General features: G+C 31.0%; 11 protein-coding genes and 1 tRNA gene. 7 read left to right on the top strand and 5 right to left on the bottom strand.

Annotated elements, in window-relative coordinates:
- Positions 1-312: 312 nt before the first annotated feature.
- Complete coding sequence (locus RN605_RS10100; RefSeq protein WP_313324537.1) at positions 313-1,998, bottom strand: glutamine--tRNA ligase/YqeY domain fusion protein; 1,686 nt, start codon at positions 1,996-1,998, stop codon at positions 313-315.
- A 114-nt stretch (positions 1,999-2,112) separates the two neighbouring features.
- Here RN605_RS10100 and folB point away from each other — a divergent pair, with 114 nt between their 5' ends.
- Together folB and RN605_RS10110 are read left to right on the top strand one after the other, a co-directional pair.
- The gene (gene folB, locus RN605_RS10105) at positions 2,113-2,472 is read left to right on the top strand and encodes a dihydroneopterin aldolase (protein WP_313324538.1); all 360 of its coding nucleotides are present in this window, start codon (positions 2,113-2,115) and stop codon (positions 2,470-2,472) included.
- A gap of 97 nt (positions 2,473-2,569) precedes the next feature.
- Positions 2,570-2,640: transfer RNA gene (locus RN605_RS10110), tRNA-Cys, on the top strand.
- Between the two features lie 32 nt (positions 2,641-2,672).
- On the opposite strand, the gene RN605_RS10115 is transcribed toward RN605_RS10110, so the two are convergent.
- Genes RN605_RS10115 through rnr form a run of 3 tightly spaced genes read right to left on the bottom strand, consistent with a single transcriptional unit; the run spans position 2,673 to position 6,278 of the window.
- Complete coding sequence (locus tag RN605_RS10115; protein ID WP_313324539.1) at positions 2,673-3,365, bottom strand: LysE family translocator; 693 nt, start codon at positions 3,363-3,365, stop codon at positions 2,673-2,675.
- A 54-nt stretch (positions 3,366-3,419) separates the two neighbouring features.
- Positions 3,420-4,085: a head GIN domain-containing protein gene (locus RN605_RS10120; protein WP_313324540.1), complete on the bottom strand. Its 666-nt coding sequence runs from the start codon at positions 4,083-4,085 to the stop codon at positions 3,420-3,422.
- A gap of 9 nt (positions 4,086-4,094) precedes the next feature.
- Positions 4,095-6,278, bottom strand: coding sequence for a ribonuclease R (gene rnr, locus RN605_RS10125; RefSeq protein WP_313324542.1), 2,184 nt, complete (start codon positions 6,276-6,278; stop codon positions 4,095-4,097).
- Positions 6,279-6,389: 111 nt separating this feature from the next.
- On the opposite strand from rnr, the gene RN605_RS10130 reads away from it, so the two are divergent.
- From RN605_RS10130 to RN605_RS10150, 5 genes are all read left to right on the top strand, one after another.
- Positions 6,390-6,623: a DUF2007 domain-containing protein gene (locus RN605_RS10130; protein ID WP_313324544.1), complete on the top strand. Its 234-nt coding sequence runs from the start codon at positions 6,390-6,392 to the stop codon at positions 6,621-6,623.
- Positions 6,624-7,263: 640 nt separating this feature from the next.
- Positions 7,264-7,695, top strand: coding sequence for a ribose 5-phosphate isomerase B (rpiB, locus tag RN605_RS10135; RefSeq protein ID WP_313324545.1), 432 nt, complete (start codon positions 7,264-7,266; stop codon positions 7,693-7,695).
- A gap of 4 nt (positions 7,696-7,699) precedes the next feature.
- Positions 7,700-8,602, top strand: coding sequence for a cation diffusion facilitator family transporter (locus RN605_RS10140; protein WP_313324546.1), 903 nt, complete (start codon positions 7,700-7,702; stop codon positions 8,600-8,602).
- Between the two features lie 11 nt (positions 8,603-8,613).
- The gene (locus RN605_RS10145) at positions 8,614-9,432 is read left to right on the top strand and encodes an NAD(P)H-hydrate dehydratase (RefSeq protein ID WP_313324547.1); all 819 of its coding nucleotides are present in this window, start codon (positions 8,614-8,616) and stop codon (positions 9,430-9,432) included.
- Positions 9,433-9,435: 3 nt separating this feature from the next.
- The gene (locus tag RN605_RS10150; protein ID WP_313324549.1) at positions 9,436-11,559 is read left to right on the top strand and encodes a Tex family protein; all 2,124 of its coding nucleotides are present in this window, start codon (positions 9,436-9,438) and stop codon (positions 11,557-11,559) included.
- 59 nt (positions 11,560-11,618) lie between these two features.
- Here RN605_RS10150 and tatA read toward each other — a convergent pair whose 3' ends face one another.
- A complete protein-coding gene (tatA, locus tag RN605_RS10155) occupies positions 11,619-11,801 on the bottom strand; it encodes a twin-arginine translocase TatA/TatE family subunit (protein ID WP_313324550.1) in 183 nt (60 codons plus the stop codon).
- Positions 11,802-11,819 lie beyond the last annotated feature (18 nt).

An 11,819-nucleotide genomic window follows, 5' to 3' on the forward strand; every position in this document is an offset into this window, starting at 1 on the left:
TTTAATTTAATTTTGAAAGAGCCAAAAATTTGGCTCTTTTTTTATGTTTTCAATTTTTCCATATAAATAGACTAAACTACATAAATATTCATCCTTTTTTTATCAAAAATTAAAATAAATCGATTTAAGCCATTTTCGTATTATCAAATAGCAAATCATATTAAACTTTTTTATTTTTTGATTTAATTCAAAATATGAAAGTCACTTTTAATAAGTATTTTTGATAATTATTTTACTAGTAATAGTTAATTCTAATAATAGAAAAATCCCGAAGTGTTTCGGGATTTTCATTTATAAAACTTATAGTTTGTTTTATTCTTTACTTTCTACTTTTGCCCAAGTATCACGAAGACCAACTGTTTTATTAAAAACTAATTTTTCAGCTGATGAATCTTTGTCAACACAAAAATAACCCAAACGTTGAAATTGGAATTGATCTAAATTTTTAGCTGTTTGCAAACTTGGTTCAACATAACCCGTTATTATTTCTAAAGAGTTTGGATTGATGTATTCTTTAAAATCAACTTCTTTATTTCCATCTGGATTTTCATTGGTAAATAATCGGTCGTAAACTCGAACTTCGGCTTCAATAGCATGTTCTATAGAAACCCAATGTATTGTTCCTTTTACTTTTCGTTGACTGGCTTCAGTTCCACTTCCAGATTTAGAATCGACATCATAAGTGCAATGAATTTCGGTAATATTTCCGTTTTCATCTTTTATAACACTTTCACCTTTAATAATATACGCATTTTTTAAACGCACTTCAGTTCCTAAAGTTAATCGGAAAAACTTCTTGTGTGCTTCTTCCTGAAAATCTTCTCTTTCAATGTATAATTCTTTAGAAAAAGGTACTTTTCTATACGTCATTACTTCTTCTTCCGGATTATTTTCTGCTTCCAACCATTCTTCTTTTCCTTCAGGATAATTGGTAATAACTAATTTCACGGGGTTTAAAACTGCCATAACTCGTGGAGCGGTTTTGTTCAATTCTTCACGAACACAAAACTCCAAAAGCGAAACATCTATCAAATTTGTACGTTTTGCAATACCAATAGTTTTAGCAAAATTACGAATTGCCATTGGTGGATAACCACGACGACGCATTCCTGAAATGGTACTCATTCTTGGATCATCCCAACCAGTAACGTGTTTTTCTTCAACTAATTGCAATAATTTACGTTTAGAAACTACAGTATGCGATAGATTTCTGCGCGCAAATTCTCTTTGCTTTGGACGCACTTTTTTATCATCATAAATTTGGTCTAAAAACCAATCGTATAATTCACGATGAGGTAAAAATTCCAGCGTACAAAATGAATGTGAAATTTGTTCTAAATAATCACTTTCTCCATGTGCCCAATCGTACATTGGATAAATACACCAGTCATTTCCAGTTCTATGATGGTGTTTTTTTAGAATTCGATACATAATTGGGTCACGCATCAACATATTGTTGTGTGTCATATCAATTTTAGCACGAAGAATATGTGTTCCTTCTTCAAATTCGCCTTTTTTCATGCGCTCGAAAAGGTTTAAATTTTCTTCAACTGAACGATTTCTATAAGGTGAATTTGTTCCAGGTGTTGTTGGTGTTCCTTTTTGGATAGCCATTTCTTCTGAAGTTTGACTATCAACATAAGCTTTCCCTTTTTTAATAAACTCAACTGCCCAATCGTATAATTGTTGAAAATAATCAGAAGCATAACATTCATTTGCCCATTCATATCCTAACCATTCGATATCACGCTTAATGGCATCAACATATTCTTGTTCTTCTTTGGCTGGATTGGTATCATCAAAACGCAAATTTACTGGCGAATTATAATCTAAACCCAATCCAAAATTTAAACAAATTGCACTAGCATGACCAACATGTAAATAACCATTTGGTTCAGGTGGAAAACGAAAACGCAGCTTATCATTTGGTAAACCGTGTTTTAAATCTTCTTCAATAATTTGTTCAATGAAATTTAAAGACTTCTCTTCTGTTGACATTATTTTCGTAATTTTAGCAAAGATAAAAAAGTTTAGAGTTTATGGTTTATGGTTTATAGTTTTCTTATGAAACTTATAAATTATGAATAAAATTCAGAACTGAAAAGCAATAAAATGGGAACAATTAAATTACAAAACATACGCACTTTTTCTTTCCATGGTTGTTTGATGGAAGAAGCAAAAATAGGTTCTGATTATCGTGTTGATTTAGAAATAAAAACGGATTTGAGAAAATCTTCTCTTTCTGATCACTTAAAAGATACTGTAGATTATGTTCTTTTAAATAAAATTGTAGTAGAAGAAATGGCAATTCGTTCTAATTTATTAGAACATGTTGCTCATAGAATTATTGCTAGAATTTTTGGTGAAATTCCTGAAGTTTCTCGAATTATATTAGCTGTTTCTAAACTAAATCCTCCAATTGGTGGTGATGTTGAAGCGGTTACTATTGAAATGGAAGAATACAGAAATTAGTTTATAGTTATGATTTTTGAGTTATAAGTTGAAATTGAAACTTTTTAAACTTTAAACTTTTAAACTTTAAACTTTTTAGTATATTTGCCGTCCAACTGGCATCGTGGCCGAGCGGCTAGGCACCGGTCTGCAAAACCGTATACTCCGGTTCGAATCCGGACGATGCCTCAAAAAACCTTCAAGGAAACTTGGAGGTTTTTTTATTTATTTTTCTCTAATTTCTCAAAAGCTTTATCTACAATCTTTCTTTCTTTTGGAAACCAAGCCTGAGATAATAAAACCAGTCCACAAATAATTAAAACAATACTAATAAACTTTTTAATCAAAAGAATATTTTTTGGGTTTAATTGCTTTCTTAATTGTTTTGCTAAAATTATTTTAAACAAATCTGTAATAAAATAAACTATAATTAGAGTTGTAAAAAAGGTCAACATTCTAGAAGATTTTAACTCTAATTGTGGACCAATTGTTATTAAAATTGCCAACCAAAAACCTAGTACACCAATATTGATAAAGTTCAAGAAAAAGCCTTTCATAAAAAGCGAAAAATAATTATTTTTCGCTAACTCTGTTGGATCTTCTGGATCAATATTTTTCTTTGCTTCTTTTCTGTTATTAATGAATGAAATAATTCCGTAAGTAAGCATAACTAATCCTCCAAAAATAAACAATGCTGGATCATCCTTTATACTTTGAATTAAACGATAACTACTAAAAAATGCAATGAGAATAAAAACTATATCCGCTAAAACAACTCCTAAATCAAACATTACTGCAGCTCGAAAACCTTTAACAACACTGGTTTCTAGTAATACAAAAAAAACTGGTCCAATCATAAAACTTAGAAAGAAACCTAGAGGAATGGCAGATAAAATATCGTTTAAAAAAATCATTGTTTGTGTTTTGACACTGCAAGTTAAAATTTAATCTTAACCTAAAAAAATAAATTACTTTGCTTCTCTAATCGTTCCGCCAGCAATTACTTTCTGATTTATTTCTTTTGGTTTTCCATAAATCGTAATTTCTCCACCAGCACGAACTTTAGCATCAACTAAAACTGTAGCAAAAATATTTGCTTGTCCACCAGCATTACAGGTTACAGTAGTTTGTTCTGTTTTTAAATTTTCAGCTTCATAAATTCCACCTGAATTAACCAAAATATCTTGATTAATAGCATTACCTGTCAATTTTACATTTGAACCATTTGCAATTCTTCCTGATAGTTTTTGTGTTTCTAAATACAATTTTATTTCAGAACCTTCTTTTGCATTTATTTCAAAAGAAGTGGATTTAATTAAATCGCCACAAGCTATTCTTGAACCTTCATTTGCTTCAACAGCATTGATTTTTTTAAAATATAAAGTCACTGAAATATCATCACCCGAAAGAATTTTTGTAAATGGCATTCTGATTTTTAATTCACCATTTTTATTAACTAATTCTACTTCGTTTGCTTCTTTTCCGTCAATAACAATTTTGTTTTCTGATGATGGAATTAACATCACATCAATTTTATCAAAAGATGTTACTTTATCAAAATCACCTAAATTTTTATTTACTTGTCCAAATGCTATTGAGCTGAATACTAATAAACTAAAAACTATTTTTTTCATAAACTTAAATTATTTTTCGTTTCTTCTTATAAAGTGAAAATCCAATTGTTTTTTAACTAAATCGGCATTTTTTACTTTTACATAAACTTCATCACCTAGTTGTAATAATCCTTTTGACATTTCGCCAACTAAAGCATATTGTTTTTCGTCAAACGTATAGTAATCTTCTTTTATTTCACGAATGCGAACCATGCCTTCGCATTTATTTTCTACAATTTCAACGTAAATTCCCCATTCAGTAACTCCAGAAATAACACCTAAAAACTCTTGATCTTTATGATCTTGCATGTATTTTACTTGCATGTATTTAACAGAATCACGTTCGGCTTGAGCAGCTAATGCTTCCATATTACTCGAATGTTCACATTTTTCTTCGTATATTTCTGCTGATGCTGATTTTCCTCCATCAAGATAATATTGTAGTAAACGATGTACCATAACATCAGGATAACGACGAATTGGCGATGTAAAATGACTGTAATAATCAAAAGCTAATCCGTAATGACCAATATTATCTGTAGAATATTTAGCTTTACTCATTGAACGTATAGTCAACGTATCTACTAAATTTTGTTCTTTTTTTCCACTTACTTCATTCAACAATTTATTTAAGGAATATGAAATATCTTGTTTGGATTTCATGTTAATTGTATAACCAAACTTAGAAATCACAGTTTGAAGATTGATTAATTTATCTTCATTAGGTTCATCGTGAATACGATAGACAAAAGTTTTCTTTTGTTTTCCTATAAATTCTGCTACTTTTCTATTTGCCAATAGCATGAATTCTTCGATTAAATGATTAGCATCTTTTGAAATTTTAAAGAACACGCCAACTGGTTCTGCTTGTTCATTTAAATTGAATTTTACTTCTACTTTATCAAAAGAAATTGCTCCAGCAGCCATTCTTTTTCTACGAAGAATTTTAGCTAATTCATCCAATTTTAAAGTGGCTTCCACAATTTTAGCATCAACTTTATATTCATTTCCAGTCAACGAAATTTCTGCTGGAATAGTATCTGATTTCGTTTCAATAATACTTTGAGCTTCTTCATAGGAAAATCGTTGGTCAGAATAGATTACTGTTCTTCCAAACCATGAATCAACAACTTCAGCTTTTGGATTCAGTTGGAAAATGGCTGAAAACGTATATTTTTCCTCATGCGGACGAAGCGAACATGCAAAATTTGATAATACCTCTGGTAACATCGGAACAACTCTATCAACCAAATAAACTGAAGTTGCTCTGTTATATGCTTCATCATCCAAAATAGTTCCTTCTTTCAAGTAATGCGAAACATCAGCAATGTGCACACCAATTTCATAATTTCCATTTTCTAAAACTTGAAAAGATAACGCATCATCAAAATCTTTTGCATCTTTTGGATCAATAGTAAATGTTAAAACATCACGCATATCGCGACGCTTTGCTATTTCTTCTTGAGTTATAGAAGTATCTAATTTATTTGCATAAGCATCCACTTCAATCGGGAAATCATAAGGTAAACCATATTCAGCAAGAATAGCATGAATTTCAGTATTATGTTCGCCTGGTTTTCCTAGAACTTTAATTACTGAACCAAAAGGAGAATCAGCTTTTGCTGGCCAATCTTCGAGTTTTACTAAAACTACATCGCCATGTTCTGCATCAGCTAATTTATTTTTTGGAATAAAAATATCGGTATACATTTTTGCATTGGCAGTAGTTACAAATCCAAAATTCTTTTGAATATCAACAACTCCAACAAATTCTGTTTTTGCTCTTTCTAAAATTTCAATTACTTCAGCTTCTGGCTTTCTTGAGCTTCTTCGATTGTAAACATACGCTTTTACTTTATCGCCATCTAAAGCATGATTTAAATTGATAAAAGGAATGTAAACGTCATTTTCTAATTCTTCACAAACAAAATAACCTGCTTTTCTAGAAGTCATATCAACAACACCTTCATAATATTGTTGACTTGAAGCTTTTACTAAATACTTTCCTGGTTCTGTTTCGATGATTAATTTTTGAGCAGCAAGAATTTTTAAATCTTTAATAATTTCATTTCTGCTTTTAGTATCATTTAATTCTAAAATTGCCGCTATTTGTTTGTAGTTAAAAGGTTTATTGGCATTTTTTGATAATATTTTAAATATCTTTTCGGAATAGGTTTTATCTTTTTTTCCGAATTTCTTAGGTTTCTTACTCATTGTATCTTTTCAATTAATGCTGAAAATTACGAAATAGTTATAAGTTATGAGTTATAAGTTATAAGTTTTAATATAAAACTAACAATTACTATCTTTATAAAAAGTAACCCTATGAAAGATTTCATTACTATAGCAATCTTTAATTTTCCTCAAGAAACGTTTGTTTTAAAATCTATTCTAGACAATGAAGGCATCAATTATTTTTTTGAAAACGAAACTATAGTTTCTATTGATCCATTTGCCAGTTTAGCTTACGGCGGAATCAAACTAAAAATTCATCCAAACGATAAAGAAATAGTTCAAAAGATTTTAGACAATTTAGATTCTAATTTAAAAATTGTTTGAATTTTAAATCTAAAGTTTTCAACATCTATTAAAAACAAAAACAAAAAAAGAATTTAAAAATTTATTTTATGATGGTTATTATAGTGTGTTAATAATGGTGAAAAGTTTTTTAAAAACAATCATCGATAAAAGTTATTCTAATTTATACAGAGAAATTAACAGTGTTAACTAATTGTAAAGTTCTAAAAATGAAGAAAATTTTAGTTTTTATTAACAGTTGTTAACATTCAATTCAAACTAGTTTTTATTAATAAGTTTTTATTAAAAAATATGTTAAAAACCATGTTTAAATTGCTGATAAATTTTCTAAAAAAAAGCAAAACTAAATTTGATTTTTTCATTTCTATTTTTGATTAGAAAAAAATAATTATCCTTTATAAAAACTTCTAAAATTCTATCTAAAGTTGTTAACAAATCATGTTAATTTAAAGTTAACTGAAAATCAAGACATTGTAAAAAGCTATTAACATTATATATTTTTAACATTTTTATTAAATAAAAAGCAATGATTTTTAAATAGTTATAAAAAAATAATATTTTCCTTTTTTCTTTATAAATTAGAAATCAAACAGTTATAATTATGTAATAATACAAAGGATTCTTTGCTTAAATTTGTAATCGAAACAACAAACAACTTATTATGAAAATCTCCATAGGAAACGATCACGCAGGACCAGAATACAAAAAAGCAATTGTAGAATTTTTACAATCAAAAGGACACGAAATTTTTAATCATGGAACCGATACTTTTGAAAGTGTTGATTACCCAGATTTTGGTCATCCGGTTGCATATGACGTAGAAAGCAAAAAAGCGCATTTTGGAATTGTAATTTGCGGTTCAGGAAATGGCATTGCAATGACCGTTAATAAACACAATGGTGTTCGTGCAGCATTATGTTGGACAAAAGAAATTGCCGAATTAGCGCGTCAACATAATGATGCAAATGTAATCAGTATTCCTGCTCGTTTTACTTCAATTCCACAAGCTGTTGAAATGGTAAATACTTTTTTGAATACAGCTTTTGAAGGCGGAAGACACGCAAACCGTGTTGATAAAATAAATTGTATTTAAAATAATGAGTGAAGTTCACATTCATAAACATGAAGTAAAAGGGAAAAATCTAGTTTTATCCATTTTATTAAATGTTATAATCACTATAGCTCAAATTGTCGGCGGAATTGTGTCAGGAAGTTTGGCTTTAATTTCGGATGCGCTTCACAATTTTTCAGATGTTTTATCTTTAGTTTTTAGTTTAGTAGCTCATAAACTTTCTCGAAAAAAAGCTTCCATAGAAAATACGTTTGGTTACAAACGTGCCGAATTAATTGCCGCTTTTGTTAATGCGTCAACCTTAGTTATAGTGGCATGCATTTTAATTTATGGAGCAGTTGAAAGATTTTTTAATCCTCATCCAATCGAATCTAATTTAGTAATTTGGTTAGCTATTTTAGGTATTGTTGTAAATGGTTTGTCGGTTCTTTTTCTAAAGAAAGATGCTGAGCACAACATCAATATGAAATCGGCTTATTTGCATTTATTAACCGATATGTTAGCCTCGGTTGCGGTTTTAGTTGGTGGATTATTAATGAAATATTTTGGATGGTTTTGGGTTGATAGTGTAATGACTATTTTAATTGCTATTTATTTAATTATCGTAGGCACAAAATTATTAGTAACATCCACAAAAATGTTGATGCTTTTTACACCAGATACCATTAATATTAAAGAAATAGTTAGAGAAGTTCATAAAATAAAAGGTGTTCAAAAACTGCATCACATTCATGTTTGGCATTTAAATGATGAAGAATTGCATCTCGAAGCACATTTAGATTGTTCGGAAGATATTACAATGAGTGAATTCAATATTTTATTAGACAAAGTTGAGCAAGTATTGTTTAAAAAATTCCATATCAATCACATCAATATTCAACCTGAATATAAAAAAGTAGATCCAAAAGATTTTATCGTTCAGGATTAGATTTTACAGAAATGAATAAACTCATTTTAAATACTATTCAAACAATTTATAAAAGAAGGAATCCTAATTCTCATAAAGGAACTCATGGTCATGCTTTGATAATTTCAGGTAGTGAAACTAAAATGGGTGCAGCAATTATTTGTAGTAAAGCATGTTTACGAAGTGGTGTTGGTTTGCTTACGGTTTTTGTTCCTGAAAAAGAGAAAAATTCCATTTTCGTTTCTATTCCTGAAGCGATGATTGTTTTGAGAGAAAACCAAGTAGATTTTAATAAATATGACTCAATAGCTATTGGACCAGGAATTGGAATCACAAAAGATTCTGAAGCACTTTTAGAAAAAATAATAACGAATTATTCAAATCCAATAGTGTTTGATGCGGATGCGATTACACTTTTATCAGAGAACAAAGATTTGTTAAATAAAATTCCAAAAAAATCAATTTTTACACCACATATCAAAGAGTTTGACCGATTGTTTGGAGTTAAGAATTCGGTTGAAGAAAGAATTGAAACCACAAAACAAAAAGCAAAGGAATTGGATTGTGTTATTGTTTTAAAAAGTCATCAAACCATTATTACTGACGGAAAACAAGTAGTTCAAAATACAACTGGAAACTCTGGTTTGGCAAAAGGTGGTTCAGGTGATGCTTTGACCGGAATGATTACTTCTTTTTTAGCACAAGGATATGAACCGTTTCATGCTGCACAATTAGGTGTTTTTATACACGGTTTGGCTGCCGATTTAACTCTTGAACAACAAAGTGAAGAAAGTATGCTGATTACCGATGTGATTGAAAACTTTGGCTTAGCTTTCAAAAAAATACAATAACAAATGACCAATATACAATTCATAAAATCGGTTGTAAATACAGCTGATAAAAACATTGAGGCGACGTTACAATTATTAGCAGAAGATTGCACCATTCCGTTTATTTCGCGTTATAGGAAAGACAGAACGGGTAATCTTGATGAGGTTCAGATTGAACAGATTGCCAAACTTTCTAAGCAATATGATGACATTGTGAAACGAAAAGAAAGCGTTTTGAATTCTATTGAAGAACAAGGACAACTTTCTGTTGAATTGAAATCTAAAATATCAAACTCTTTTGATTTACAAGAAATCGAAGATTTGTATTTGCCGTATAAAAAGAAGAAAAAAACCAAAGCCGATGTTGCCAGAGAAAACGGTTTGGAACCATTGGCCAAAATAATCATGTCGCAAAATGCCGATGATGTGGAATACATTGCTTCGAAATATTTGAATACAAAAGTCGCTAATGAAGATGATGCTTTGCAAGGTGCAAGAGACATTATTGCGGAATGGATTAACGAGAATATTTATATTCGAAAAAACCTCAGACGAATGTTTCAACGTTCGGGGATTATTTCTACTAAGGTTGCTAAAGGAAAATCGGAAGAGGAAGCTGCGCAGAAGTTTTCGCAGTATTTTGATTGGGCAGAACCTATTTCTAAAGCGCCATCGCATCGATTGTTGGCTATGCTTAGAGCAGAAACGGAAGGCTTTGTGAAACTTTCGGTTGAAATTGATAAAGAAGAAGCCCTTCATTTTATAGAAGAGAATGTTATTAAACGAAATAATGATACGACGCCACATCTTGAATTAGCGATAAAAGACAGTTATAAACGATTGCTTGAACCAGCAATTTCTAACGAAACGTTGCAGGAAGCCAAAACGAAAGCAGATGTAAAAGCGATTTCGGTTTTTGCTGAAAATTTGAGACAATTATTATTGGCATCGCCATTAGGTGAGAAGCGAATTTTGGCAATTGACCCAGGTTTTAGAACGGGTTGTAAAGTGGTTTGTTTGGATGAAAAAGGTGATTTGTTATACAACGAAACGATTTATCCGCATGCTCCACAGAATGAAACGGCGATGGCGATGAAGAAAATTAAATCGATGGTGAATGCGTATAATGTTGAAGCGATTTCGATTGGAAACGGAACAGCTAGTCGTGAGACTGAGTTTTTTATAAAGAAGATTGCTTTTGATAAACCAGTTCAGGTGTTTGTGGTTTCGGAAGCTGGTGCTTCGGTGTATTCGGTGAGTAAGATTGCTCGAGAAGAGTTCTCGAATTATGATGTTACTGTTCGTGGTGCAGTTTCCATAGGCAGAAGATTATCGGATCCGTTGGCGGAATTGGTGAAAATTGATGCCAAATCGATAGGTGTTGGACAATATCAGCATGATGTTGACCAAACGAAATTGAAGGAAGAACTGGATTCTACGGTGGTGAGTTGTGTGAATTCTGTTGGTATCAATTTGAATACTGCGAGTAAATCGTTGTTGAGTTATGTGAGCGGAATAGGAGAGAAGATGGCCGAGAATATTGTGGTATTTCGCAGTGAGAATGGTGCCTTTGAAGATAGAAATCAGTTGAAGAAAGTGCCGAGACTAGGCGACAAAGCTTTTCAACAAGCGGCGGCTTTTATTAGAATTAAAGATGGAAAAAATCCATTAGACAATTCGGCGGTGCATCCGGAATCGTATAAAACGGTTGAAAAGATGGCGAAGCATTTGGGTGTAAAGGTTTCGGAATTGATTGGAAACAAAGAGAAAATTGCTTTGGTACAACCTGAACATTATACGACAGCTGAGGTTGGAATTTTGGGCATCAAGGATATTTTGAAGGAATTGGAAAAACCAGGTTTGGACCCAAGGAAAGCGACAAAGGTGTTTGAATTTGACCCAAATGTGAAGTCGATTGGGAATTTGAGAACAGGAATGATTTTGCCGGGAATAGTTAATAACATTACGGCTTTTGGATGTTTTGTTGACATCGGGATAAAGGAAAGTGGGTTGGTTCATATTTCGCAAATCAAAGAAGGATTTGTATCGGATGTGAATGAAGTGGTGAAAATGCATCAGCATGTACAGGTGAAAGTGCTTGAAGTGGATGAGGCAAGGAAGCGCATTCAGCTGACGATGATAGTATAAAAAAATCCCAAACTCGATTGTTGAATTGAGTTTGGGATTTTAACATTAAAAATAAAAATTTATTCTTTAGTATCTTCTTTTTTAGAGTTTGCTTTAGCTTCGTCTTCGCCTTTTGCAGCGTCTTTAAATTCTTTGATACCTGTTCCTAATCCTTTCATTAGTTCTGGAATTTTTTTACCTCCAAAAAGCAATAGAACCACTACTAGAATTACTAATATTTCAGGCATTCCTAATCTTCCCATGATATAATTATTTTTGAG

Origin of the sequence: Flavobacterium sp. PMTSA4 (assembly GCF_032098525.1) — a bacterium.
In the GTDB taxonomy this organism is placed as follows: Bacteria; Bacteroidota; Bacteroidia; order Flavobacteriales; family Flavobacteriaceae; genus Flavobacterium; species Flavobacterium capsici.

What these genes read in the sequence shown, in the direction of transcription:
- rnr (WP_313324542.1), bottom strand. Translation starts at nt 6,278, where the DNA reads ATGAGTAAGAAACCTAAGAAATTCGGAAAAAAAGATAAAACCTATTCC.
- tatA (WP_313324550.1), bottom strand. Translation starts at nt 11,801, where the DNA reads ATGGGAAGATTAGGAATGCCTGAAATATTAGTAATTCTAGTAGTGGTT.
- RN605_RS10130 (WP_313324544.1), top strand. Translation starts at nt 6,390, where the DNA reads ATGAAAGATTTCATTACTATAGCAATCTTTAATTTTCCTCAAGAAACG.
- folB (WP_313324538.1), top strand. Translation starts at nt 2,113, where the DNA reads ATGGGAACAATTAAATTACAAAACATACGCACTTTTTCTTTCCATGGT.
- RN605_RS10120 (WP_313324540.1), bottom strand. Translation starts at nt 4,085, where the DNA reads ATGAAAAAAATAGTTTTTAGTTTATTAGTATTCAGCTCAATAGCATTT.
- RN605_RS10145 (WP_313324547.1), top strand. Translation starts at nt 8,614, where the DNA reads ATGAATAAACTCATTTTAAATACTATTCAAACAATTTATAAAAGAAGG.
- RN605_RS10140 (WP_313324546.1), top strand. Translation starts at nt 7,700, where the DNA reads ATGAGTGAAGTTCACATTCATAAACATGAAGTAAAAGGGAAAAATCTA.
- RN605_RS10115 (WP_313324539.1), bottom strand. Translation starts at nt 3,365, where the DNA reads ATGATTTTTTTAAACGATATTTTATCTGCCATTCCTCTAGGTTTCTTT.
- RN605_RS10100 (WP_313324537.1), bottom strand. Translation starts at nt 1,998, where the DNA reads ATGTCAACAGAAGAGAAGTCTTTAAATTTCATTGAACAAATTATTGAA.
- RN605_RS10150 (WP_313324549.1), top strand. Translation starts at nt 9,436, where the DNA reads ATGACCAATATACAATTCATAAAATCGGTTGTAAATACAGCTGATAAA.
- rpiB (WP_313324545.1), top strand. Translation starts at nt 7,264, where the DNA reads ATGAAAATCTCCATAGGAAACGATCACGCAGGACCAGAATACAAAAAA.